Genomic DNA, 24062 nt, shown 5'->3' with positions numbered 1-24062 from the left:
TCTTCGCCCGGCGTGCATGAGCCGCGGGTGTCTCCCCGTCGCGAGAGCAGAGCGTGCTTCGTCTTTTGGCGTAAGGCTCGCTTTTCCTTTGCGCCTGCCGCCCGGCTATCATACAGTTGTTTGAAATAACCGTGACTAGACCCAAGGAGGAGTTCGGCGTGCGCTATCCTCATCTTTTTCGTCCGCTCGAGGTGGGCCACCTGACGCTGCCCAACCGCGTGCTGATGGGCTCCATGCATACCAATCTGGAAGAGGCGCCGAATGGCTTTGCGCGCCTGACGGCCTTCTATGCCGAGCGTGCCCGCGAGGGCGTGGGGCTGATCGTCACCGGTGGTATCGCCCCCAACGCCGAAGGGGCGGTGTTCCAGGGCGCTGCCACACTGGAGCGGGCCGAGCAGGTGGCCGACCATCGCGGTGTGGTCGAGGCAGTACATGCCGAGGGCAGCCATATCTGCATGCAGATACTGCATGCCGGGCGCTATGCCTATTCGCCCGAGCTGGTAGCGCCGTCACCGATTCAGGCGCCGATCAACCCGTTTACCCCGCGAGAGCTCACCGATGAAGAGGTTGAGCGGCAGATCGATGCCTACGTGCGCTGCGCATCCCTGGCCCGCGAGGCCGGCTACGACGGCGTCGAGGTAATGGGCTCCGAGGGCTATCTGATCAATCAGTTCCTCTGCCTGCGCACCAATCAGCGCGACGATCGCTGGGGTGGACCCCTCGACAATCGCATGCGCTTTGCCGTCGAGATCGTCTCGCGTATACGCGAGGCGATGGGCGACGACTTCCTGATCATTTTCCGCCTGTCGATGATTGATCTGGTGGAGGAGGGCAGTACCTGGGAGGAGGTCGTGACCCTGGGGCGCGCCATCGAGTCCGCCGGGGCCAGCCTGATCAACACCGGCATCGGCTGGCACGAGGCGCGCGTGCCCACCATCGTCACCAGCGTGCCGCGTGCGGCCTTCACCGAGGTGACCCGTCGCATGAAGGCCGAGCTCTCCATTCCTCTGATCACCACCAACCGCATCAACATGCCCGAAGTGGCGGAGCGTGTACTCGCAGAGGGGCATGCCGACATGGTTTCCATGGCGCGCCCCTTCCTTGCCGACCCGGCCTGGATGAGCAAGGCGGCCGAGGGACGTAGCGACGAGATCAATACCTGTATCGCCTGCAACCAGGCATGCCTCGACCACACCTTCCAGGGCAAGCTCACCTCTTGTCTGGTCAATCCCCGGGCGTGCCACGAGACCGAGCTCGAAGTGGTGCCGGCCGAGATGCCGCGTGACGTTGCCGTGGTCGGTGGCGGACCGGCAGGCATGGCGGCGGCGCTTACCGCCGCCCAGCGTGGCCATCGGGTAGTGCTGTTCGAGCGCACCGACGAGCTGGGCGGCCAGTTCAACCTGGCGCGCAAGATTCCCGGCAAGGAGGAGTTCGACGAGACCCTGCGCTACTTCAAGGTGATGCTTGCCAAACACGGCGTCTCTGTAAGGCTGGGTACAGAGGCCGATGTCCAGACGCTGCGCGCCTTCGATGCGGTGATCCTGTCCACCGGCGTACGCCCGCGACGCCTGGAGCTGCCGGGCATCGAGCATCCCAAGGTGATGAGTTATCCCACGGCAATCCTGCATCCCGAGCGGGTCGGGCGGCGAGTGGCAATCATCGGGGCCGGCGGCATCGGCTTCGACGTGGCCGAGCTGCTCACCCATGTGGGGCATCCCTCGCTTGATCGCGAGGCCTGGTGTGCCGAGTGGGGTGTGGACCTCGGTGTTTCCGAGCCTGGCGGCATTCGCCCACCCGAGCGCCCCGAGACGCCGCGTCAGGTCTTCCTGCTGCAGCGCAAGCGCTCCAAGCCCGGCAAGGGGCTAGGCAAGTCCACTGGCTGGGTGCATCGAATGTCGTTGCGCCACCGCGGCGTCGAGGCACTGGCCGGCTGCGAGTATGTCGGTATCGATGACGCTGGCCTGCATATTCGCTATAACGAGGAGCCGCGCCTGCTCGAGGTCGATAGCGTGGTGATCTGTGCCGGCCAGGATCCGGTCCGCGAGCTGCTGGAACCTCTCAAGGAAGCCGGCGTGGCGGTGCACCTGATCGGCGGTGCCGACGAAGCCGCCGAACTCGACGCCAAGCGGGCCATCGACCAGGGCACACGAGTAGCAGCAGGGTTGTAACGTGCAGCGTTGACAGCAGAATTCATCAAGGCAGCTAAGCTGAAGAAATCCCTTGCTGCCCATGATGACCTTTCAGCAAGACGCCACGGCCGGTCCTACGACCGGTCGTGGCGTTGCCGATCACCTCATTTATCTATGGCATTTACGACGGCGGACTTGGCTCCAGGCCACGCGTCATGCGCTGTGGGGGCGCCTGGCTGCCCGTTCCGTCAGTACCGGCGGGGCAGGCAGGCTGCGTCCTAACAACGTTTAATTCATTTCGGTTTTGCTCATCGAACCCTTGGCGTCTCCGGCGTTCTCATGATTATCCTTACCTTGCGTTGATTCTTTGCCACCCACTCCGTCGCGAAGTGTCTAGGCTGATGAGTAACCCAAGGGGGTCATTCCGATCGGGTGGCCAACAGGGTAGGCAAAACAGGAGGCTTCGATGAGCATCTTCGATCATGTGCAGAACCGCTTCTCTCGTGTTCAGCAGGAGGAAATGAGCCTGCAGGAGTACCTGGAGCTGTGTCGTGAGGACCCCATGGCCTACGCCAGCGCCGCCGAGCGGATGCTGAAAGCCATCGGCGAACCCGAGGTGATCGACACTGCCAAGGATCCGCGGCTCTCCCGAATCTTTTCCAACAAGGTGATTCGCCGCTATCCAGCCTTCTCCGAGTTCTATGGCATGGAGGAGGCGATCGAGCAGATCGTGGCTTACTTCCGCCACGCCGCCCAGGGGCTCGAGGAGCGCAAGCAGATCCTCTACCTGCTGGGGCCGGTGGGCGGTGGCAAGTCGTCGCTGGCCGAACGGCTCAAGCTGTTGATGGAACACATCCCGTTCTACGCCATCAAGGGATCGCCGGTCTTCGAGTCGCCGCTGGGGCTGTTCTCGCCCGAGGAGGATGGCGAGCTGCTCGAGAAGGAGTACGGCATTCCGCGCCGCTACGTGAAGAGCATCATGTCGCCCTGGGCGGCCAAGCGGCTCAAGGAGTACGGCGGCGACATCTCGCAGTTCAAGGTGGTGCGGCTGTACCCCTCGCGGCTCAACCAGATCGCCATCTCCAAGACCGAGCCCGGCGACGAGAACAACCAGGACATCTCCTCGCTGGTCGGCAAGGTCGATATCCGCCAGCTCGAGCTCTACTCGCAGGATGATCCTGACGCCTACAGCTTCTCTGGCGGCCTGTGCAAGGCCAACCAGGGGCTGATGGAGTTCATCGAGATGTTCAAGGCACCGATCAAGGTGCTGCACCCACTGCTGACCGCCACCCAGGAGGGCAACTACAACCCTACCGAGGGCATGGGGGCGATCCCCTTCGACGGTATCGTATTGGCTCACTCCAACGAGAGCGAATGGCAGGCGTTTCGCAACAACCGCAACAACGAGGCCTTCCTCGACCGCGTCTACATCGTCAAGGTGCCGTACTGCCTGCGCGTGACCGAGGAGATCAACATCTACAAGAAACTCCTGGAGCACTCTTCGCTCGATCAGTCGCCGTGCGCTCCGGATACCCTGCGCATGCTGGCGCAGTTCTCGGTGCTCTCGCGGCTCAAGGAGCCGGAAAACTCCAGCATCTACTCCAAGATGCGGGTCTACGACGGCGAGAACCTCAAGGATACCGATCCCAAGGCCAAGTCGATCCAGGAGTATCGCGATTCGGCTGGCGTCGACGAGGGCATGGACGGGCTCTCCACGCGCTTCGCCTTCAAGATCCTGTCGAAGGTGTTCAACTTCGATAACCACGAGATCGCCGCCAACCCGGTGCACCTGCTCTACGTGCTGGAACAGCGCCTCGAACAGGAGCATCTGCCCAAGGAGACCTTCGAGCGCTACCTGCGCTACATCAAGGAGTTCATGGCGCCGCGCTACGTCGACTTCATCGGCAAGGAGATCCAGACCGCCTATCTCGAGTCCTACTCCGAGTATGGCCAGAACATCTTCGATCGTTACGTCACCTATGCCGACTTCTGGATCCAGGACCAGGAGTATCGCGATCCCGAAACCGGGGAGCTGTTCAATCGCCAGGCGCTCAACGAGGAGCTGGAGAAGATCGAGAAACCGGCGGGTATTTCCAATCCCAAGGATTTCCGCCACGAGGTGGTCAACTTCGTGCTGCGGGCGCGGGCTCAGAACAACGGCATGAACCCGAGCTGGCAGTCCTACGAGAAGCTGCGCGGGGTGATCGAGCACAAGATGTTCGCCAACACCGAAGAGCTGCTGCCGGTGATCTCCTTCAACGCCAAGGCCTCGACCGCGGATCAGAAGAAGCACGAGGACTTCGTGGCCCGCATGAAGGACCGTGGCTATACCGAGAAGCAGGTGCGGCTGCTCTCCGAGTGGTATCTGCGGGTGCGTAAATCGCAATAATCGGCGCGAGCCAGGAGGTCAACATGACCTATTTCATCGATCGACGCGCCAACGCCAAGAACAAGAGCGCCGTGAACCGCCAGCGCTTCCTCGACCGTTACCGGACGCACATCAAGCGTTCTGTCGAGGAAGCCGTCAACCGCCGCTCGATCACCGACATGGAGCGCGGCGAGAAGGTCTCGATTCCGGCTCGCGACATCTCGGAGCCGGTGTTCCAGCACGGCCCGGGTGGCAAGCGCACCATCGTCAGCCCCGGCAACAAGGAGTTCGTCGAGGGTGATCGCTTGCGCCGCCCCGGTGGGGGCGGCGGTGGTGGTGGCTCGGGTGAAGGCAACGCCTCCAACCAGGGCGAGGGCATGGACGAGTTCGCCTTCAGCCTGACTCGCGAGGAATTCCTCGATTTCGTCTTCGACGGCCTGGAATTGCCGCATCTCGAGCGCAAGGCGCTCAAGGATCTGGATGAAGTGAAACCGGTGCGCGCCGGGGTCACCCGCGATGGTGTACCGGCTCGGATCAATATCGTGCGCTCGATGCGCGAGGCGTATGCCCGGCGCATTGCCATGCGTGCCCCCATTCGTCGTGCACTGCGCGAGGCACAGGAAGCGCTGGATGAGGAGGAGCGCAAGGATCCGGTGCTGCGTAACCCATCGCGAATCGGTGAACTCAAGGCGGAGATCGAGCGGCTCGAGAAGCGCCTCGAGGCGGTGCCTTTCATCGATACCTACGACCTGCGCTACAACAATCTGATCAACCAGCCGCAGCCGTCGAGCAAGGCAGTGATGTTCTGCGTCATGGATGTCTCGGGCTCCATGACCCAGGCTCACAAGGACATCGCCAAGCGCTTCTTCCTGCTGCTGTATCTGTTCCTCGAGCGTAACTACGAGAAGGTCGAACTGGTCTTCGTGCGCCACCACACCGCGGCCAAGGAGGTCGACGAGGAGGAGTTCTTCTACTCGCGGGAAACTGGCGGCACCATCGTTTCCAGCGCCCTGACGCTGGTCGATGAGATCATCACCCGGCGCTACCCACCTGCACAGTGGAACCTCTATGTGGCCCAGGCCTCGGACGGTGACAACTGGGATGACGATTCGGTGAATTGCCGCGAGCGACTGATGAAGTCGCTGATGCCCCGCCTGCAGTACTACACCTACGTGGAAATCACTCCCCACGCGCACCAGGCGCTATGGGAGGAGTACGAGACGGTGGCCGCCGTGTTCCCCGACCGTTTTGCCATGCGCCAGATCGTCGAGGCAGGTGACATCTATCCGGTGTTCCGCGAGCTGTTCAAGCGCCGTGCCGCCCATTGAGCGAACGAGGAGGCAACATGATCCGACGCAAGCCGATTGCCACCGGTTCCGACTGGAATTTCGAGATCCTCGATGCGTATGAACGGGAGTTGGCCAGGCTGGCAGACGAGTATCGACTGGATACTTATCCCAATCAGATCGAGATCATCACCACCGAGCAGATGATGGATGCCTATGCCAGTGTGGGGATGCCGGTGGGCTACCATCACTGGTCGTTCGGCAAGCAGTTCCTGGCGGTGGAGCAGGCCTATCGGCGTGGCCAGATGGGGCTCGCCTACGAGCTGGTGATCAACTCCGACCCCTGTATTGCCTATCTGATGGAGGAGAACACGCTGATGATGCAGGTGCTGGTCATGGCCCACGCCTGCTATGGACACAACTCCTTCTTCAAGGGTAATTACCTGTTTCGCGCCTGGACGGATGCGAGCTCGATCGTCGATTACCTGGTATTCGCTCGCCGCTACGTGGCCGAATGCGAGGAGCGGCACGGCGTGACGGCCGTCGAGCAACTGCTCGACGCCTGCCATGCCCTGCAGAACTATGGTGTCGACCGCTACAAGCGGCCCTCGCCGATCTCTGCCGAAGAGGAAGTGCGTCGCCAGGCGGAGCGCGAGGAGTATCTCCAGACCCAGGTCAATACGCTATGGCGTACCATTCCGGGGCGTCATCAGGCCGACGTCCTCCCAGGCAGCCTGGACAGTGAGGAGGACCCTCTGGGCCTGCATACGGCCGGGCGTTATCCTCCCGAGCCCCAGGAGAACCTGCTCTACTTCCTGGAGAAGAATGCACCGCTGCTGGCGCCTTGGCAGCGTGAGATAGTGCGTATCGTGCGCAAGCTGGCGCAATACTTCTATCCCCAGCGCCAGACCCAGGTGATGAACGAGGGGTGGGCCTCCTTCTGGCACTATACCCTGATGAACCGGCTCTATGACGAAGGTCTGGTCGACGAGGGCCTGATGCTGGAGTTCCTGCAGTCGCACACCGCTGTGGTCAGTCAGCCCGGTTTCGACAGTCCATTCTATAGCGGCATCAACCCCTACGCGTTGGGCTTCGCCATGTTCAGCGATATCAGGCGCATGTGCGAGAGCCCTACCGACGAGGACCGCGAGTGGTTTCCCGACATCGCAGGCAGCGATTGGCTCGAGGCGGTGCACTTCGCCATGTGCAACTTCAAGGACGAATCCTTCATCCAGCAGTTCCTCTCACCCAAGGTGATGCGCGACCTCAAGCTGTTCAGCATTATCGACGACGATCAGGAAGAGATGCTGGAAGTGGCCGCCATCCATGACGAGCGAGGTTATCGCCGAATCCGCGAGGCCTTGGCGCAGCAGTATGCGCTGTCGCTGCGCGAGCCCAACATCCAGGTCTACGAGGCCAACATCCGCGGTAACCGCTCGCTCACCCTGCATCACGTGCAGGACAGCCGGCGTCCCATGGGTCGCAGTGTCTACCCGGTGATTCGCCACCTGCACCAGCTGTGGGGCTTCCCCGTAAGGCTGGAATCGCTCTCCGAAGAGGGAGCGGTCGTCCGGCGCTATCAGTGGCCGCTACCCGACGACGAAGGCAAGGAGCAGTAGCACGAAGAAAGGGGGGGCATTGGCGGGCCAAGAGGCCCGCTCAGTCCATGCTGACCCAGGATTGGCACCAGCCCGCGGGCTCGACGCTGTTCTGGGGAAAGAGCTGGCAGCCTTCGCTGCGGCGCTCGAAGAACATGCAGTTGCTGCAGGTTTCACCCTCTGCATAGGCAGGGTGGTCGCTGGCTTGCCTGGCCGCTTCGACATAGTTCAATGCCTGGGCCTGCTCATCGTTGGGGTCGAGCCTGGGCAGGTTCTGGGCGAAGGCCTGTCGCGAGAGGACGCCGATTCCCAACGGCAGGGCAGCGACACCCAGCAAGCCATCGCGCAGAAAGGCTCGTCGGCTCTGTTTGGCCATGGAAGTTTTTTTGGCCATGGAGGGTTCTCCTGCTTCGACACGGTCAATGAAGATTACCCCGGTTCAGGCCAGACTGGCGCCAAGGATGAGGGGGTAGCACCATCCTGATCATCAGACTCGACGAGGGGTATGAAGTTCTTGTGTGAAGCAGAGGAAACACTTTTTCTAGCGCAGGCGCAATTGCCGTGTGTTTCGTTGTGTTTCCACCCGGTGTCATGGGTTCGACAAAGTGACGGCGTAACGAATCGAGAGGAGCCCGGCGACACGGCGGATCGTATGCCGTCCGGGTAAACTTGGCCCAGCGGCCCTACATTGGGTAGTGTGGGGTCACACTGCTGCTGCAAGGATGCTGTTATGCCGTGGATCAAAATTCTGCACATTGCCACGCTGCTGTGCTGGTGTGCGGCCTTGCTCTACTTGCCGGCCCTGCTGATGGCAAGCGCCAGAACGCGGGGGGAGGCGACCTTCGAGGTTCCCGCTCCGCCCTTGCTGCGTTTTCTCTTCACCCATGTCGCCACGCCTTTCGCCCTGCTGGCGATCATGAGCGGCACACTGCTCTTCGTCGTCGCTCAGCTCACGGGTGGCTGGCTGGTGCTGAAGCTGGCGGCGGTGAGCGGCATGGTGCTGTGTCATGTGCTGTGCGGCGCACTGATCGTACGGCTGGAGCGAAATCGATACCGCTTCCTCATACCGGCCAGCGGCTTGATCGCTGCTCTGGCGGCATCGCTGATGCTCACCGTGCTGGTACTGGTGCTGAGCAAACCCTTCGACTGAGGCATGACAAGGAGAGTCACATGTGTCACTCGTCACGCCAGGTGCGCTTTGCTTCACTTGTCGTCGATCTCGACCCCGACCGCTTCGTCATAGACGAGCATACCGCCGAGAATCCCGGCCAGCATGATCATTCCGGCCGTCATCAAGGTGAGGCTGACGGCCCAGGGCAGCAGGTCGGTGGGGTGCAAGTAGCGCCACAGCCAGTTGAGCGAGGCCAGCGACAGCATCATCACCGCCAGGATGGCGTGGCACCAGCCGAGGATCATCTGGCGAATTCGTCTCACCATGATCAGGTCGGTCAGCCCGGCAATGCTGGCGACCCAGCCGCCCAGCGCGCCGATACCGGCCAGCCACAGGCCGACCCGTGCCCAGAACGGGTCGTCGGTGTAGAGCAGCAGTGCATCGCTTCCTACCACCAGCATCAGGCAAGCGATGGGAAAGTGCACCATGGTCGGGTGAAGAGGGTGGCCGGCGATGGCGGCGCGGCTCTTTATCGAGCGCTTCGGTTGGTCAGCCATGTTCGCGTCCTTTGCGATCGGTTCAGGGCTCTCACAGGCATTCAACGCCCCGTGCGGCATCGGGTCAACTGCTGGCGGCGTCTCATTCTGGGTGCGCCGCTGCTGGGGATACTGGCTGGCTGTGCCGGGGAGATGTCGATCCTCGATCCTTCCGGCCCGGCCGCTCGTCACCAATTCTGGGTGTGGTGGGCCATGCTCGGCGTCAGCGTGGTGGTCTCGCTGGCCCTCATTGCGCTTTGGCTCTATACCTTCCGCCGCCGTGAGCAGCCAACGCGAACGCCGCGAGAGGAGCAGCGCATCATGCTGCGCTGGGTGCTGGGTGGCGGAATCGCACTGCCCGTGGTCAGCATAGTCGCGCTGCTGGTATTTGCCGCCCCCACCGGTCGCGGCATGCTGCCCCTGCCGCTTGCCGAGGGCGAAGCCGAACTCATCGAGGTGGTGGGGCACCAGTGGTGGTGGGAGATCCGCTATCCCGGCGAGAACGGTGAGCCTGACGTAATCACCGCCAACCGGCTGGTGATGCCGGCTGGCGAACCGGTCGATTTTCGTCTGACGAGCGCCGACGTGATCCACGCCTTCTGGATACCGCGCCTCGGCGGCAAGCGCGACATGGTGCCGGGGCGGCGCTCGACCATTCGCCTCGAGGCAGATGTGCCCGGTGTCTTCGGCGCCCAGTGCGCGGAGTTCTGCGGCGCCCAGCACACCGCCATGCTGCTCCACGTCGAGGCGCTGGAGCGCGACGATTACGATGCCTGGCTGGCCGAACGCCGGGCACCGCCCGAGCCAAGCGACGGCTTCGACGAGGCTCGGCAGGCTTTCGGCGAGCACTGCGTGGCCTGCCACACGGTGGACGGCTTCCCCGAGCAGCTCATCGTCGATGACGTGTCCCACGACATCCAGGGGCCCGATCTGACCGACATCGGCTCGCGCCCTTCACTGGGAGCTGGTGTGTTGCCCATGGAAGAGGGCGCCATCGCCTACTGGCTCGAACACCACCAGACGCTCAAGCCCGGCAACAGGATGCCGCCTCATAACCATATCGATATCGAGACACTGCAGGATATTGGTGCCTGGCTGGAGACGATGGAACCATGAGCGATATCAAGGATGCGACCCTGACGCCCGAGCTCCGCAGACTGCACAAGGGCATGGACGAAGTCTGGGGTAATCCCACGGGCCTGCGGGCATTGACAGTGGTGAATCACACCACCGTCGGCCTGCGCTTCATGGTCACCGGGGCGATCTTCTTTCTGATCGGTGGCCTGCTGGCGATGCTGATCCGCACCCAGCTCGCCTTTCCCGACAACGACTTCATGTCCCACGAGATCTACAACCAGGTCTTCACCATGCATGGCACGGTGATGATGTTCCTGTTCGCCATTCCCATTCTCGAGGGGCTGGCGATCTACATGATCCCCAAGATGATCGGGGCTCGCGACCTGGTCTGCCCGCGGTTGACCGCCTTCGGCTACTTCTGTTACCTGTTCGGCGGCATCATTCTCGCCTCCAGCATGATCCTCGAGATGGCACCGGCCAGCGGCTGGTTCATGTACACCCCCCTGAGCAGCGGCGAATATGCCCCGGGGAGGGGCTCCGATTTCTGGCTGCTGGGCATCACCTTCGTCGAGATCTCGGCGCTCTCCGCCGGGGTCGAGCTGGTGGTGTCGATCCTGCGTACCCGTACCCAGGGCATGGCGCTGCACAAGATGCCGCTGTTTGCCTGGTACATCCTGGCCATGGCGCTGATGATCGTGGTCGGCTTTCCGCCGCTGATCCTCGGCAGCATCCTGCTCGAACTGGAGCGAGCCGCGGGCATGCCATTCTTCGAGGTGGCCGGCGGCGGCGACCCGGTGCTGTGGGCGCATCTGTTCTGGCTATTCGGCCACCCCGAGGTCTACATCATCTTCCTGCCGGGGGCGGGCATCGTCTCGACCCTGATCCCGGTCTTTGCCGGGCGGCCCATCGTCGGCTACGGCTGGGTGGTGGCGGCGATCATCATCATGGGCTTCGTCAGCTTCGGGCTGTGGGTGCACCACATGTTCACTCTGGGCATACCGCAGCTGGCGCTGGCCTTCTTCTCGGCGGCGAGCATGCTGGTGGCGATCCCTACCGGCATCCAGATCTTCGTCTGGCTCTCCACCCTGTGGCTGGGCCGACCTAGAATGACCCTGCCGATGCTGTGGATCGTCGGCTTCCTGGTGATTTTCGTGCTGGGGGGGCTGACCGGGGTGATGCTGGCCCTGGTGCCGTTCAACTGGCAGGTCCACGACACTCACTTCGTCGTCGCTCATATGCACTATGTGCTGGTGGGGGGCATGCTGTTCCCGCTGATGGCGGGACTCTACTACTGGCTGCCCCAGGTCTCGGGGCGCATGCCCTCGGAGCGGCTCGGCAAGTGGAGCTTCTGGCTGATCTTCCTCGGCTTCAACGTCACCTTCCTGGTCATGCACTGGACTGGACTCTTGGGCATGCGCCGGCGCGTGTTCACCTACGATACCGCCATGGGCTGGGATCTCTACAACCTGATCTCTTCGGTAGGCGGCTTCATGATGTCCGCCGGGGTGGCGCTGCTGGTCTTCGATATCGCACTGCACTTCCGCTTCGGCAAGAAGGCGCCGCAGAACCCATGGAATGCAGACACCCTTGAGTGGGCCATGCCCAAGCCGCCCACGCCCTACAACTTCGTCAGCCTGCCCGCGGTCGAGACGCGTCACCCGCTGTGGGAGAAGCCCGAACTCTCACGCACCATCTACGAGGGGCAGCATGGTCTCAACACCATCGAGCATGGCCGGCGCGAGACCTGGGGCAGCGACGCCCTGACCGGCAAGCTGCGCGAAACCATTCATCTGCCCAGCAACTCCTGGTGGCCGCTGTTCGCATCGCTGGCCATCGCCCTCGTCTGTATCAGCCTGTTGATCCGAATCTACTGGATAGGGGCCATCGCAACCCTGGCGGCTGTCGTGCTGCTACTGCGCTGGTCCTGGGAAAACGGCGCGCACCCCGGCAAGGCGCCCGAGGCGTCGATGGCGCCCAGCGAGCCACCGCTTCACTACCACACCATGAATGGACCTGGCGTATGGTGCATGTCGGTGTCTCATCTGGCCAATGGCTCGCTCTACCTCTCGCTGCTGTTTGGCTGGTTCTACCTGTGGACCGTAGCGCCGGAATGGCAAATGCCGGAAACCTCTCCGCTCTCCATGCCGTTGCTGGTGGGGGCAGGTGTGGCGCTGACCGTGGGCACGCTGCTGCTGGCCAAGGTAGTGCGCCGGCTGCGCCGTGGCGAAGGAGCCGGGCTCGGCCTGCTGATGTATGCGGCAGGTGGCCTGGGGGGGCTGCAGACGCTGCTGATCGTTGCAGTGATGTGGCTCGCGGGGCTGGCACCTACCGAGACGGCCCATGATGCCACGCTGCTGGTGGCGCTGTGCTACGTGCTTATCCTGGCTGCCCTGGGGGCAGTACTTTGCATCCTGCAGGGGCTGCGCGTCGGTTTCGGCTATGTCAGCGTCGAGGTGCCGATGGAGCCGGTGGTAGTGCTGCGTCTGTGGTACTACAACCTGGTGGTCTACTGGACCCTCTTCGTGGCCATCTGGGTCATGCCGACCCTGCTGGGAGGGGCGTCATGAAACGTCTGTTGAGACTGACCCATCCGATTCACGTGATCAGCGGCCTGACCATATGGGGCATCTGGTTCGTGGCCATCTACGCCGGGCTCTCGGTGGCCTGCTCTGTGGCGCCACCCGATCCCGAGCGCGATATGCTGACCGGCATCAATGTCGGCATCGGGTTGGCCACGCTGGTGACTACTGCGCTGCTGCTGTGGCTGACCTGTGCCAGCGTAGCGGCCGCACGCAAGACAGAGCTGCAGCGCGATTGCTATTTTGCCCATGTTTCGGCGGGTGTCTTCCTGTTCTCGGCGGGCGGCACGCTGTTCGTCGGCTACCCGATAATATTTCTACCGCCCTGTTTATGAGGCAGGCGGGGAGACCGGCACTTTGTTCTGCCGCCGTGGTTGGCCTGCTATACTCGCGCCAGCGCGGCGGTGCCATGCCGCACGAATACTTAACCGGGGAGGGTGCCCGATGCAGAATGCCGTGATTCTGATCAATACCGACAAAGGGCAGGTCAAGGCGGTGGCCGAGCGGCTCGCCGATGTCGAGGGGATCAGCGAGGTCTACTCCACCTGCGGTCGCTACGACCTGGTGGCGATCGCCCGTACCCGCGACTTCGAAAGCCTGGCCGAGCTGGTCACCGAGCGCCTCAATGCCGTGGAAGGCATCCGCGACACCGAGACCCTCAATGCCATGCAGGTGCACTCCCGGCACGACCTCGAGACCATGTTCTCGCTGGGCTGGTAACCTGGGGCTGTTGCTTTCCAACTGCCTGTACACCCAAGTTCCTGAATACCCAAGTTACTGAATACCATGTGCCGGTGCCGATGCGCGCCGGCAGCGGCACCTTTCGGATCGACTCATGGCTCTAGCACGTTCCCACAGCCGGCGAAGGCGCCGACGCTCGCCACTGTCAGGCTGGCGTTCACGCACTCGGCAGTTCGCTATCACCCTCGTCTTCGTCTTGGTCGGCAGCGGCCTGTGGTACACCCAGGAGCAGGAGTATCGTGACCAGTTGAGCTGGATGGGCGTGCCCACCTGGGAAAGCCCGACACCGCTGACGTTACATCGTGTACTGCGCAACGACGGTTTCCTGGTGGGCTGGTCGGACGTGCGGGTCAATCCGCTCTGGGTCAGCTACTTGCTGCACGAGGTGGAAGATCCGAGGTCGGGTCCCAGGCCCGATTTTCGCCGCGACTGGCGCACACTATGGCCCATCGCTGCCGACAGTTACTTCGGCAGCGGCTATGACCGCGGGCACCTGGCCCCGAACTATGCCATTGCCGTAGTACATGGGCGCCAGGCCCAGGAGCAGTCGTTCCTGATGAGCAATATCTCGCCCCAGCGACCCGACCTTAATCGCCGGCTCTGGCAGCGCCTGGAGGAGGTGGTGATCGATCACTTCGTGCCGCGCTTCGGCGTGGTGCAGGTGATTACCGGCCCGGTCTTTCCCGAGCGCTTCCTCGACAACGTGACCAACCGGGTGGGGCTCGTCGAGATCCCCGAAGCCTTCTACAAGATCATCGTGGTGCCGGGCGAGGAGCCCAGGGCATTGGCCTTCATCATGCCCCAGGAGGTGCGCGGCGACGAACCGCTGGACGACTACCTGGTGAGCATCGACGAGGTGGAGAAACGCACCGGGTTGAATTTCTTCCCGCGCCTGCCCGAAAAAGTGGCCGAGGTGCTGGAGGGAGAGGTCGTGGCAGAGGGCTGGGCGTTGGAAGAGGTGGCGCGCCTGCCATCACGCTTCTGATCAAGCCACCCATTCCTAGCTGCGCTAGAAATCCGGCTGCTCGGCGGTACCGGAGCGCCGGCCCGGTCGAATCCTCATTGAGCAGCAAGTCAACTCCGGTTGCTGCGCTCCGGCGAGAAGCCGCCTTTCTTCGCTCGCGACGGTAATGGCTAGGCTTGATATAGGCACAAAAAAACCGCGATTGATCGCGGTTTCTTGGGTTACCTGCTTTTAGTGCTCTTGGATATTGTCACTGCATGACGCGATGTGCTCGTGAAGAGCAGTGGTGCCCAGGAGAGGACTTGAACCTCCACATCCGTAAGGATACTAGCACCTGAAGCTAGCGCGTCTACCAATTCCGCCACCTGGGCGCATCATGCTGTCGTCGGTCGTGTTCGCGAGCCTGGGATGGTGCCCAGGAGAGGACTTGAACCTCCACATCCGTAAGGATACTAGCACCTGAAGCTAGCGCGTCTACCAATTCCGCCACCTGGGCGAACACGAGACTTTCAAGCTGACAAAGAGCGAGGGGCCTGACCCTACCATCGATCCCGAAGGGAGCGAATGGTGCCCAGAAGAGGACTTGAACCTCCACATCCGTAAGGATACTAGCACCTGAAGCTAGCGCGTCTACCAATTCCGCCATCTGGGCAGGCGACGCGTATCTTACCCAATTCAGGGCCCAATGCAAGAGCGCCGGGAGAATTTTCACCCGGCGCCAGGCGGCGCGGATGGCGCTGGCAAGGGCTTCGCCGAGTGTCCTCGCTCACGTGTTGTCTACAGATCATGCCGCCATGGTTGGGCCGAACCGGCACCGGCGCTATAATGCGGGCATGACAAACGACTCCATTAGCAACACCCAACGTACGCGGCCTCTCGCCCGCGCCCTCCCAGGAACGCTGCTCCCGTTGCCAAGGATGCCCCACGCATGACTCATTGGACGCTCAGCGACGACCCTCATGCCAGCCGCGAGGCCCACAAGTACGACAAGCCGGCGCCCAGCCGCGAGTACCTGCTGGCGCGCCTGGAAGAGTACGGCAAGCCGGTCACCCATGAAAAAATGAGCCGCATGCTGGGTCTCGACGACGAGGAGCTGCAGGAGGCGGTGCGCCGTCGCCTGGCGGCCATGGAGCGCGATGGCCAGGTACTGCGCAACCGCGCCGGTGCCTATGCCTTGATCGACAAGCTGGATTTGGTCAAGGGCAAGGTATTGGGCCATCGCGACGGTTTCGGCTTCGTGCTGCGCGACGATGGCAAGAAACCCGACCTGGTGCTGCCGCCGCGGCAGATGCGCCGGGTCTTCCATGGCGACTACGTACTGGTTCGCGTCAGCGGGCGCGATCGCCGCGGCCGCGACGAAGCCACCATCGCCGAGGTACTGTCGCGCAACACCCAGACTATCGTCGGCGTGTTCCGCGAGAATACGTCCGAATTCGGCGTGCTGATCCCCGAAAATCCGCGCATCACCCAGGAAGTAATCATCCCCCACAGCGCCTGCGGCGGCGCTCGGGATGGTCAAGTGGTGTCGGCGAAGATCGTCCAGCAGCCTGATACGCGAGTGCAGCCGGTGGGTGAAGTGGTCGAGGTGCTTGGAGAGCGCATGGATCCGGGGATGGAAATCGACATCGCCATCCGCAGCTACGAGATTCCTGCCGAGTTCCCCCCGGAGGTCCACGACCAGATTGCCGAGATGTCCGCCGAAGTGGCCGAGCAGGACAAGCAGCATCGCATCGACCTGCGTCATATCCCTCTGGTCACCATCGACGATGAGACGGCCAAGGATTTCGACGACGCGGTATGCGCCTGGAAGACCAAGTCCGGCAGCTGGAAGCTGCTCGTCGCCATCGCCGATGTGTCGCACTACGTGCGCCCGGGTAGTGCCTTGGACGAGGAGGCGATCCGCCGCGGCAATTCGGTCTACTTCCCGGGGCAGGTAGTGCCGATGCTGCCCGAGTTGCTCTCCAACGGGCTTTGTTCGCTCAATCCCCACGTCGACCGCCTGGCCTTGGTCTGCGAGATGAACATCTCCAAGAACGGGACCATCAGTCGCTACCACTTCTATGAGGCGGTATTCCAGTCTCATGCGCGGCTGACCTACAACAAGGTGGCGGCGATCCTCAGTGGCGATGATGCCGAAGCGGACGCGCTGCGTGAGGAGTACCGCGACCTGGTGAAGCCGCTCCAGGGCCTGCACGAGCTCTACCGTGTACTGCGCCAGGCTCGCGAGGAGCGTGGTGCCATCGACTTCGAAACCACCGAGACTGCCATCCTCTTCAACGAGGAGCGCAAGATCGAGAAGATCGTTCCGCGCAAGCGCAACGACGCGCACAAGATCATCGAGGAGTGCATGCTGGCGGCCAACGTGGCCACCGCGCGTTTCCTCGACAAACACGACCTGCCGGCGCTCTATCGCATCCACGAGCGGCCTTCACCGGAGCGTCTCGATAAGCTGCGCCTGTTCCTCAATGAGCTGGGGCTTTCGGTGGGCGGGGGCGACGAACCCACGCCGCAGGACTACCAGGCGCTGGCCGAGGCGATTCGCGGCCGCCCCGATGCCGACGTGATCCAGACCGTGATGCTGCGCTCGATGAGCCAGGCGGTCTACTCGCCGCAGAACGAGGGGCATTTCGGCCTGGCCTATCCGGCCTACGCCCACTTCACTTCGCCGATTCGACGTTATCCCGATCTGCTGGTGCACCGCGCCATACGCTCGGTGATTCGCGGGCCGCGTCAGACCAACACCGTACTGCGCGCCGAAGGGGCGCCGGTGGAGCCGCCCAGCAAGTGGTGCCCCTACACTTTCGAGCAGATGCTGGAGCTTGGTGAGCACTGCTCGATGACCGAGCGCCGCGCCGACGACGCTACCCGCGACGTGGAGGACTGGCTCAAGTGCGAGTTCATGTCCGACAAACTGGGTGAGGTCTACGAGGGCACCATCGCCTCGGTCACCCAGTTCGGTATCTTCGTGCGCCTCGACGAGGTCTACGTCGAGGGCCTGGTGCACGTCACCTCGTTGCCGTCCGACTACTACCACTACGAGCCCGAGAAGCACCGCCTCAAGGGCGAGCGTACCGGCATGAGCTATCGCCTGGGCGATGGCGTCACCGTGCAGGTGGCGCGTGTGGACCTGAACGACCGCAAGATCGACTTCGCTCTGGAAGATGAAAAGCCGCGGCCCAAGCGTGAGTCGCGCAAGCGCCGTGGCGAGAGCGAGGCGGTTTTTACGCCCAAGCCTAACGCCGGCAAGGGCCAGGCGGACGACAAGGGTAGTAAGGGCAAGGGTGGCAAGCGCCGCCGCGGCCCGCGCAAGCCGAGAGCGCGCAGCTGATGGCGCAAGGGCGCAAGAGCAGGCAGCGTGATTCGGGCCGGCGGCCAGGTTCCCGCTACGCAGCCAACGCACCTGGCGTGCCCGGTGGGCTCGATGCGGTGTTCGGTGTTCACGCCGTTCGCGCCCTGCTGGAGCGGGGCGACTCCCCACGCTTGCTTTGGGTACAGGAGGGCGAGGCCCAGCAGCGTCTGGCTGAAATAGTCGACAGGGCCCGGCGAGGCGGGACTCGTATCGAACTGCACCCGCGTGATGAGTTGGATCGCCTGGCGCAGGAAGCCTCTCATCAGGGTGTCGTCGCTTTCACGGCCCCCCTTGCCTTCGAGAGCGAGGCCTCGCTGTGGTTCAAGCTGGAAGCCTGGCCTCATGAGGCGCCGCCTCTGTTGCTGATACTCGATGGCGTCACCGACGTGCACAATTTCGGCGCCTGCCTGCGTAGCGCCGATGCGGCCGGCGTGCATGGCGTGATCGTGCCCAAGGACAAGGCCGCACCGCTCAACGCTACGGTGCGCAAGGTGGCGTGTGGCGCCGCCGAGAGCCTGCCGGTCTACCAGGTGACCAACCTGGCCCGAGCCCTGGCCCGGCTCAAGGAGTTCGGTGTGTGGATCACCGGCACCGCCGGCGAGGCCGAGGCGATGCTGTTCGATGCCGACTTCAGCGGCCCCACCGCGCTGGTGATGGGTGCCGAGGGCAAGGGCATGCGTCGTTTGACCCGCGAAGCCTGTGACGGCCTGGTCAAGCTGCCCATGGCCGGCAGTGTCTCTAGCCTCAACGTCTCGGTGGCCACCGGCATTTGCCTGTTCGAGGCGGTACGTCAGCGTCGAGGCGCCAGCGGCTGAGTCGCCAGCGCCGCCCTGCCTTGCATGTGGCGGCGCGGATCACTAGAATACAGGCGCCCGTTCCTGCGTGAGCGGGCGTTGCTATTTCGACTATCACCTCCTTGCTTCCCTTGACGCCATCGGCGCACGCGGAAGCTGCCAACCCGAAAGGAGATCCCATGCGTCATTACGAAATCGTGTTCATGGTCCACCCGGACCAGAGCGAGCAAGTGCCGTCCATGGTCGAGCGTTACTCCAGCATCATCACCGAGAGCGGTGGCACCCTGCATCGCCTGGAGGACTGGGGCCGTCGTCATCTGGCCTACCCGATCAACAAGATTCACAAGGCTCACTACGTGCTGATGAACGTCGAGTGCAGCGGCGAGACCCTCGAGGAAATCGAGAACATCTTCCGCTTCAACGACGCCATCATTCGCAGCCTGGTGGTGCGCTGCAAGGAAGCCATCACTGAAGCTTCGCCGATGATGAAGCCGGCAGACGACAAGCGTCCGCGTCGCGAAGAAAGACCGCGTGCGGAAGAAGAAGAAACTGCCGAAGCCAACTGATAGCACGTACCGAGGAGTCTTTACATGGCACGCTTTTTCCGCCGTCGCAAGTTTTGCCGTTTCACCGCTGAAGGTGTGAAGCAGATCGATTACAAGGATCTGGACACACTCAAGGCCTACATCACCGAAACCGGCAAGATCGTACCTAGCCGTATCACCGGTACCAAGGCCCGTTACCAGCGTCAGCTGGCTACCGCCATCAAGCGCGCGCGCTACCTGGCTCTGCTGCCCTACACCGACAGCCACCAGTAAGCCGCACTCGATGTTGCCGATTGCCCGATGGCTGATGCGCGGCATGCCCTACGCAGCAGGTGGGGCGGCTCTGGCTGCGATCGTACCCTGGCTGTTCTGGCTGAGCGGTGCCATCGTCGCCCTGGTTACCCTGCGGCGCGGTCTGTCGCCAGCGCTACCGGTACTGGTGGCGGCTGCCGTCCCCTCCGGCTGGTGGTGGACCCAGGGCGATGCCATTCCGCTGGCCAGCGTGTTGCTGGTCACGCTGATGGCGGTGGTGCTGCGCTCGCGCATGCGCTGGGGCGAGGCGTTGATCGTCGGCACCCTGGCCGCCGCGGCGATGATCCAGTTCGGCATCTTCGTGCCGCCGGGTGGTACCGGGCCGCTGCTGGAACAGCTACGCCAGGGTTCGGCCGACATCGACCGCATGCTGACCGAGCTGGCGCGGCAGGGCTTCGACACCGAAGAGCTGGCAACGCTGCTGATCGGTGGCATTACCGGTCTGATGGTGCTGATCGCCGCGGTGGGCTGTCTGGCTCTGGCGCGCGCGTGGCAGGCGGGGCTTTACAACCCCGGCGGTTTTCGCGAGGAGTTCCATGCGTTGCGCCTGGCGCCGCGCGAACTCGGCCTGCTGGTTCTGCTCGGTGTGGTGGGCATGGTACTGGGTTTGCCGTCGCTCTCCATGCTGGCTTGGGTGCCGCTGTTGGTGGCCGGTATTGCCCTGGTGCACGGCTTCATCGGGATAAAGGGCATGAACGGGCTGTGGTTGATCGCTTTCTACGTATTGCTGATCACCACCTGGCCCATGATTCTGATAGTGCTGCTGGTGGCCTTCATCGACGTGTTCGCGGATTTCCGCAGCCGTCTGGCCCCTCGCAGCGACTGACATGAGGTTAACGAGATGGAAGTCATTCTGCTCGACAACATTGGCAAGCTGGGCGGTCTGGGCGACAAGGTCACCGTGAAACCTGGTTATGGCCGTAACTACCTGGTGCCCTACGGCCTGGCCGTGCCTGCCACCAAGGACAACGTGGAAGCCTTCGAAGCCCAGCGCGCTGAGCTCGAGTCGCAGGCCGCCGAGCGCAAGGCGATCGCCGAATCCCGTGCCGCTCAACTGGCCGAGATCGAGCTGTCGCTGGTGGCCAAGGCCGGCGATGAAGGCAAGCTGTTCGGCTCCATCGGTCCGCGCGACCTGGCCGAAGCGCTGGGCCAGGCCGGCATCGAAGTCGCCAAGAGCGAAGTTCGCATGCCCGAAGGTCCGATTCGCCAGACCGGCGAGTACGACATCGACCTGCACCTGCATGCCGAAGTCGACGCCACCGTTCGCGTGGTCGTTGTCGCCGAGTAAGCTTTCCAGCTAGCTCGGTAACGACGCCAAGGGGCGCGGGGAGAAAACTCCCTGCGCCCCTTGTTTTTTCGTGCCGACACCAGCCTCTTAGACATTGGTAGTAATATTACGGTTTGTCTTTGCGTCATTGCTCTTAAACGATTAAGTTCTGCCTGACCTGGATGCGTTGCGCTTCAGGCCAGGGCAGCAGGGCCGCAAGGCAGCATTGCGATGCTTGTCTATAACGATACAGTGCCGTGTTTCGCCCCGTTCTTCTTGTGAAAACAAACGAATAAACAAACATAAAAGGAACAACTGCGATGAAGACCGCCTTGCTACGAACTCCACTCGTTGCCGCCGTGGCCGTGGCCAGCTTCGGCATGATGGGGCATGCCGTCGCCGATACTGCTGCGTTGGAGCAGCGCCTGCTCGAGCTCGAGAATCGTATCGCCGCTGCCGAACAGCGTGCCAGTGCCGCGGAGCAGCGCGCCGAACTCGCCGAGGCCCAGTCCGAGGGGCGACTTTCCACTGACGAGGTCGAGGAGCGCCTGGCCAAGGTCGAGCGTCAGGCCAGCGGCGAAGAGGGTTTCTCGTTCAACGTCTACGCCCGCTCGGGGTTGCTGCTGGGCGAGGATCGCAAGAGTATTCCGGGCGGTCCCTACGTGACGCCGGCGGGTGGGGTGGGCGGTGCCGTGGGCCGCCTGGGCAACGAGGACGATACCTACGCCGAGGCGATCCTCAACTACCGCATGCAGTTCGACAACGGTGCCAAGGCGCTCTACCGCACCATGCTGGCCAGCGGGACCACGACCAGCAACGACTGGGACGATGACTCCAACCTCAACGTGCGCCAGGTCTACGCCGAGTTCAGCGACCTGCCGAGCTTCACCGGTGCCTTCGAGAATGCCTCTATCTGGGCCGGCAAGCGCTTCGATCGCGACAACTTCGACATCCACTGGCTCGACAGCGATTTCATCTTCCTCGCCGGTACCGGCGCCGGTGTCTATGACATGCAGTTGGCCGACAGCTGGCGCTCCAACTTCTCGCTCTACGGGCGCAGTTTCAGCGACTACCCGGTACGTCCCGAGTACCCGGGGGATGATGGCAGCACCGACAGCCTGATCCTGACCTCGAACAACTACTTCGGCAATTGGCAGTGGATGGTCAACGCCCTCTCGGCGGCCGACAATGACGAGCGTGACATCGGAGCAGGGCAGACCGCCGCCGACAGCGGCTTCCATACCATGGTGGCCTACCACGGCGACAGCTTCTTCGGCCTGGGCGAGGGCAACTTCAAGGTGGCGCTGCTGCACGGCCAGGGCCTGGGCGCCGAGGTCAAGGGGCTCGGCAGCGACGGTAACCTGACGGATGACGCCCAGGCCACCCGCCTCGGCATCTACGGCACCACCTACTTGGCGCCTCGCTGGCGTATCGCCCCGGTGCTGTTCGGCGAGGTCAGCAAGGACCGCTACGTCGAGGGCGACGACTACAAGTGGCTGACCCTGAGCGCGCGCCTGGCCAACGAGATTACTCAGAACTTCGAGATGCAGTACGAAGCCAGTTACCAGTACATGGATCTCGATCCCAACGGCTACGATGGGCGAAACGCCGTGAGTGGCGACTTCGGCAAGTTCACCATCGCGCCGACTTTCAAGCCCCAGGTGGGCGGCTTCTGGCAGCGCCCCGAGATCCGCGCCTTCGCCTCCTATACCGACTGGTCGAGCGAACTCAACGATTACGGCACCGGCGCTTTCGGTAGCGATGGCTTCACCGGTGGCCAGTGGAGCTTCGGTGTACAAACCGAGGTGTGGTTCTAAGCCCGGCTGCGGCCGGGCCATTGTTCGCATACTGTTTCGATCCCCTTGCCGCGGCCGACTTAGGTCGCGGTTTTTGTCGTTTCGAGAGGTAGGGCGGACCCGGGCCATCGGGTAGAATGGCACGGCCCGTTCCCATGAAGGTTGTAGCGCCATGAACGACACGCTCGAGCTCGACAAGGAAACCGCTGCGCTCAAGGTGCCGCCGCACTCGCTGGAGGCGGAGCAATCGGTGCTGGGTGGCCTGATGCTCGACAACCAGGCCTGGGACAACGTGGCCGACCGACTGGTGGCGGACGACTTCTACCGCTACGAGCACCGCCTGATCTTCAACGCCATGATCGGCCTCGCCGAGGCGGCCAAGCCGCTCGACGTGGTCACGCTCTCCGAGGCGTTGGAAAGGCGCGATCAGCTCGATACCGTCGGCGGGCTTGCGTACCTGGCCGAGCTGGCGCGCAACACGCCTTCGGCGAGCAACATCCGCGCCTACGCCGATATCGTTCGCGAGCGGGCCACCTTGCGCAAGCTGATTCGCGCGGCGAGCCAGATCGCCGACGGTGCCTTCAGCCCTCAGGGTCGGCCGGCTGACGAGCTGCTCGACGAGGCCGAGCGGCTGGTGTTCCAGATCGGCGAAGAGCGGCCCAAGTCGGGCGGCCCCATTGGCATGAGCGAGCTGCTGGCCAAGGCGGTGGACCGCATCGACGAGCTGTTCAACATGAAGGGCGAGATGACGGGGCTCTCTACCGGCTTTCGCGACCTCGACGAGATGACCTCGGGCCTGCAGCCCTCGGATCTGGTGATCATCGCGGGGCGTCCCTCCATGGGCAAGACCACCTTTGCCATGAATCTGGTGGAGCATGCGGTGATCTCGAGCGACAAGCCGGTGATGGTATTCTCCATGGAAATGCCGGCGGATTCGTTGATGCTGCGCATGCTGTCATCGCTGGGGCGTATCGACCAGACCCGGGTGCGTACCGGCCAGCTCGAGGATGAGGACTGGCCGCGGTTGACATCGGCGGTGAACCTGCTCAAGGACAAGCAGCTGTTCATCGACGATACCGCAGCGCTGTCGCCTAACGAGATGCGCTCGCGGATGCGTCGCCTGGTGCGCGAGCATGGCAACCTGGCGATGGTGATGATCGATTACCTGCAGTTGATGCAGATTCCCGGTTTCTCCGAGAACCGCACCGGCGAGATCTCAGAGATCTCGCGCTCACTCAAGGGGCTGGCCAAGGAGTTCGGCTGCCCGGTCATCGCGCTTTCCCAGCTCAACCGCTCACTGGAGCAGCGTCCCAACAAGCGTCCGGTGATGTCGGATCTGCGCGAATCGGGCGCCATCGAGCAGGACGCCGACGTGATCGCCTTCGTCTATCGCGATGAGGTCTACAATCCAGATAACCCCGATAACCAGGGCTTGGCCGAGCTGATCATCGGCAAGCAGCGTAACGGCCCCATCGGTACGGTGCACATGGCCTTCATCGGCAAGTACACCCGCTTCGAGGACTTGGCGCCGGACAGCTACGGCGAGGCATTTGGCGAATGACCGAGGGCAGTGCTTGAGCCTCTCGTTCGGCCCCGTATAATGCCGACCC

The 24062-nt window shown here is 63.0% G+C and carries 20 protein-coding genes and 3 tRNA genes; 18 read left to right on the top strand and 5 right to left on the bottom strand.

What is annotated here, in order from left to right; all coding sequences use genetic code 11:
- Positions 1-131: 131 nt before the first annotated feature.
- From SPH52_RS00390 to SPH52_RS00375, 4 genes are all read left to right on the top strand, one after another.
- Positions 132-2168: an FAD-dependent oxidoreductase gene (locus SPH52_RS00390; RefSeq protein ID WP_411793015.1), complete on the top strand. Its 2037-nt coding sequence runs from the start codon at positions 132-134 to the stop codon at positions 2166-2168.
- 427 nt (positions 2169-2595) lie between these two features.
- Positions 2596-4518, top strand: coding sequence for a PrkA family serine protein kinase (locus SPH52_RS00385; protein WP_411793014.1), 1923 nt, complete (start codon positions 2596-2598; stop codon positions 4516-4518).
- Positions 4519-4541: 23 nt separating this feature from the next.
- The gene (locus SPH52_RS00380) at positions 4542-5825 is read left to right on the top strand and encodes a YeaH/YhbH family protein (RefSeq protein WP_411793013.1); all 1284 of its coding nucleotides are present in this window, start codon (positions 4542-4544) and stop codon (positions 5823-5825) included.
- A 17-nt stretch (positions 5826-5842) separates the two neighbouring features.
- On the top strand, positions 5843-7402 hold the full coding sequence (locus SPH52_RS00375; RefSeq protein WP_411793012.1) for a SpoVR family protein: 1560 nt from the start codon (positions 5843-5845) through the stop codon (positions 7400-7402).
- 40 nt (positions 7403-7442) lie between these two features.
- On the opposite strand, the gene SPH52_RS00370 is transcribed toward SPH52_RS00375, so the two are convergent.
- Positions 7443-7757, bottom strand: coding sequence for a high-potential iron-sulfur protein (locus SPH52_RS00370; protein ID WP_411793592.1), 315 nt, complete (start codon positions 7755-7757; stop codon positions 7443-7445).
- Between the two features lie 354 nt (positions 7758-8111).
- Here SPH52_RS00370 and SPH52_RS00365 point away from each other — a divergent pair, with 354 nt between their 5' ends.
- Entirely contained in the window at positions 8112-8531 is a 420-nt protein-coding gene (locus SPH52_RS00365) for a CopD family protein (protein ID WP_411793011.1), read from the top strand.
- A 53-nt stretch (positions 8532-8584) separates the two neighbouring features.
- Here the strand turns inward: SPH52_RS00365 and SPH52_RS00360 are convergent, their stop codons facing one another.
- The gene (locus tag SPH52_RS00360) at positions 8585-9049 is read right to left on the bottom strand and encodes a DUF2231 domain-containing protein (RefSeq protein ID WP_411793010.1); all 465 of its coding nucleotides are present in this window, start codon (positions 9047-9049) and stop codon (positions 8585-8587) included.
- Positions 9050-9100: 51 nt separating this feature from the next.
- Here SPH52_RS00360 and coxB point away from each other — a divergent pair, with 51 nt between their 5' ends.
- From coxB to SPH52_RS00335, 5 genes are all read left to right on the top strand, one after another.
- Entirely contained in the window at positions 9101-10144 is a 1044-nt protein-coding gene (coxB, locus tag SPH52_RS00355) for a cytochrome c oxidase subunit II (RefSeq protein WP_411793009.1), read from the top strand.
- Positions 10141-12672 carry a cytochrome c oxidase subunit I gene (gene ctaD, locus SPH52_RS00350; protein WP_411793008.1) on the top strand — a complete coding sequence of 844 codons (2532 nt, stop codon included), beginning with the start codon at positions 10141-10143 and terminating at the stop codon, positions 12670-12672. The genes coxB and ctaD overlap by 4 nt, the downstream gene beginning before the upstream one ends.
- A complete protein-coding gene (locus SPH52_RS00345) occupies positions 12669-13019 on the top strand; it encodes a hypothetical protein (RefSeq protein WP_411793007.1) in 351 nt (116 codons plus the stop codon). The genes ctaD and SPH52_RS00345 overlap by 4 nt, the downstream gene beginning before the upstream one ends.
- A 109-nt stretch (positions 13020-13128) precedes the next feature.
- The gene (locus SPH52_RS00340) at positions 13129-13404 is read left to right on the top strand and encodes an Lrp/AsnC family transcriptional regulator (protein WP_043510462.1); all 276 of its coding nucleotides are present in this window, start codon (positions 13129-13131) and stop codon (positions 13402-13404) included.
- A 115-nt stretch (positions 13405-13519) separates the two neighbouring features.
- A complete protein-coding gene (locus SPH52_RS00335; protein WP_411793006.1) occupies positions 13520-14410 on the top strand; it encodes a DNA/RNA non-specific endonuclease in 891 nt (296 codons plus the stop codon).
- A gap of 263 nt (positions 14411-14673) precedes the next feature.
- On the opposite strand, the gene SPH52_RS00330 is transcribed toward SPH52_RS00335, so the two are convergent.
- The 3 genes from SPH52_RS00330 to SPH52_RS00320 form a co-directional block, all read right to left on the bottom strand.
- Positions 14674-14760: transfer RNA gene (locus SPH52_RS00330), tRNA-Leu, on the bottom strand.
- 38 nt (positions 14761-14798) lie between these two features.
- A tRNA-Leu gene (locus tag SPH52_RS00325) sits at positions 14799-14885 on the bottom strand.
- A 69-nt stretch (positions 14886-14954) separates the two neighbouring features.
- Positions 14955-15041: transfer RNA gene (locus SPH52_RS00320), tRNA-Leu, on the bottom strand.
- A gap of 276 nt (positions 15042-15317) precedes the next feature.
- On the opposite strand from SPH52_RS00320, the gene rnr reads away from it, so the two are divergent.
- The 8 genes from rnr (at position 15318) to dnaB (ending at position 24013) form a co-directional block, all read left to right on the top strand.
- Positions 15318-17717 carry a ribonuclease R gene (rnr, locus tag SPH52_RS00315; protein WP_411793005.1) on the top strand — a complete coding sequence of 800 codons (2400 nt, stop codon included), beginning with the start codon at positions 15318-15320 and terminating at the stop codon, positions 17715-17717.
- On the top strand, positions 17717-18553 hold the full coding sequence (rlmB, locus tag SPH52_RS00310; RefSeq protein ID WP_411793004.1) for a 23S rRNA (guanosine(2251)-2'-O)-methyltransferase RlmB: 837 nt from the start codon (positions 17717-17719) through the stop codon (positions 18551-18553). Before rnr ends, rlmB begins: the two co-directional genes overlap by 1 nt.
- Positions 18554-18711: 158 nt before the next feature.
- On the top strand, positions 18712-19098 hold the full coding sequence (rpsF, locus tag SPH52_RS00305) for a 30S ribosomal protein S6 (protein ID WP_411793003.1): 387 nt from the start codon (positions 18712-18714) through the stop codon (positions 19096-19098).
- 24 nt (positions 19099-19122) lie between these two features.
- On the top strand, positions 19123-19350 hold the full coding sequence (rpsR, locus tag SPH52_RS00300; protein ID WP_010629658.1) for a 30S ribosomal protein S18: 228 nt from the start codon (positions 19123-19125) through the stop codon (positions 19348-19350).
- A gap of 10 nt (positions 19351-19360) precedes the next feature.
- A complete protein-coding gene (locus tag SPH52_RS00295; RefSeq protein ID WP_411793002.1) occupies positions 19361-20215 on the top strand; it encodes a hypothetical protein in 855 nt (284 codons plus the stop codon).
- Positions 20216-20230: 15 nt separating this feature from the next.
- Entirely contained in the window at positions 20231-20677 is a 447-nt protein-coding gene (gene rplI, locus SPH52_RS00290) for a 50S ribosomal protein L9 (protein WP_411793001.1), read from the top strand.
- A 299-nt stretch (positions 20678-20976) separates the two neighbouring features.
- On the top strand, positions 20977-22473 hold the full coding sequence (locus tag SPH52_RS00285; protein WP_411793000.1) for a carbohydrate porin: 1497 nt from the start codon (positions 20977-20979) through the stop codon (positions 22471-22473).
- A 151-nt stretch (positions 22474-22624) separates the two neighbouring features.
- Positions 22625-24013: a replicative DNA helicase gene (dnaB, locus tag SPH52_RS00280; protein ID WP_411792999.1), complete on the top strand. Its 1389-nt coding sequence runs from the start codon at positions 22625-22627 to the stop codon at positions 24011-24013.
- Positions 24014-24062 lie beyond the last annotated feature (49 nt).

Source organism: Halomonas sp. A29 (genome assembly GCF_046723295.1).
GTDB lineage: Bacteria > Pseudomonadota > Gammaproteobacteria > Pseudomonadales > Halomonadaceae > Halomonas.
This window is presented reverse-complemented; position numbering and strand designations above follow the sequence as displayed.

Bases quoted from the DNA above. Each gene is read 5' to 3' on its own strand.
- SPH52_RS00385 (WP_411793014.1), top strand. From the start codon at position 2,596: ATGAGCATCTTCGATCATGTGCAGAACCGCTTCTCTCGTGTTCAGCAG.
- SPH52_RS00380 (WP_411793013.1), top strand. From the start codon at position 4,542: ATGACCTATTTCATCGATCGACGCGCCAACGCCAAGAACAAGAGCGCC.
- SPH52_RS00375 (WP_411793012.1), top strand. From the start codon at position 5,843: ATGATCCGACGCAAGCCGATTGCCACCGGTTCCGACTGGAATTTCGAG.
- SPH52_RS00370 (WP_411793592.1), bottom strand. From the start codon at position 7,757: ATGGCCAAACAGAGCCGACGAGCCTTTCTGCGCGATGGCTTGCTGGGT.
- SPH52_RS00365 (WP_411793011.1), top strand. From the start codon at position 8,112: ATGCCGTGGATCAAAATTCTGCACATTGCCACGCTGCTGTGCTGGTGT.
- SPH52_RS00360 (WP_411793010.1), bottom strand. From the start codon at position 9,049: ATGGCTGACCAACCGAAGCGCTCGATAAAGAGCCGCGCCGCCATCGCC.
- ctaD (WP_411793008.1), top strand. From the start codon at position 10,141: ATGAGCGATATCAAGGATGCGACCCTGACGCCCGAGCTCCGCAGACTG.
- SPH52_RS00345 (WP_411793007.1), top strand. From the start codon at position 12,669: ATGAAACGTCTGTTGAGACTGACCCATCCGATTCACGTGATCAGCGGC.
- SPH52_RS00340 (WP_043510462.1), top strand. From the start codon at position 13,129: ATGCAGAATGCCGTGATTCTGATCAATACCGACAAAGGGCAGGTCAAG.
- SPH52_RS00335 (WP_411793006.1), top strand. From the start codon at position 13,520: ATGGCTCTAGCACGTTCCCACAGCCGGCGAAGGCGCCGACGCTCGCCA.
- rnr (WP_411793005.1), top strand. From the start codon at position 15,318: ATGACTCATTGGACGCTCAGCGACGACCCTCATGCCAGCCGCGAGGCC.
- rlmB (WP_411793004.1), top strand. From the start codon at position 17,717: ATGGCGCAAGGGCGCAAGAGCAGGCAGCGTGATTCGGGCCGGCGGCCA.
- rpsF (WP_411793003.1), top strand. From the start codon at position 18,712: ATGCGTCATTACGAAATCGTGTTCATGGTCCACCCGGACCAGAGCGAG.
- rpsR (WP_010629658.1), top strand. From the start codon at position 19,123: ATGGCACGCTTTTTCCGCCGTCGCAAGTTTTGCCGTTTCACCGCTGAA.
- SPH52_RS00295 (WP_411793002.1), top strand. From the start codon at position 19,361: ATGTTGCCGATTGCCCGATGGCTGATGCGCGGCATGCCCTACGCAGCA.
- rplI (WP_411793001.1), top strand. From the start codon at position 20,231: ATGGAAGTCATTCTGCTCGACAACATTGGCAAGCTGGGCGGTCTGGGC.
- SPH52_RS00285 (WP_411793000.1), top strand. From the start codon at position 20,977: ATGAAGACCGCCTTGCTACGAACTCCACTCGTTGCCGCCGTGGCCGTG.
- dnaB (WP_411792999.1), top strand. From the start codon at position 22,625: ATGAACGACACGCTCGAGCTCGACAAGGAAACCGCTGCGCTCAAGGTG.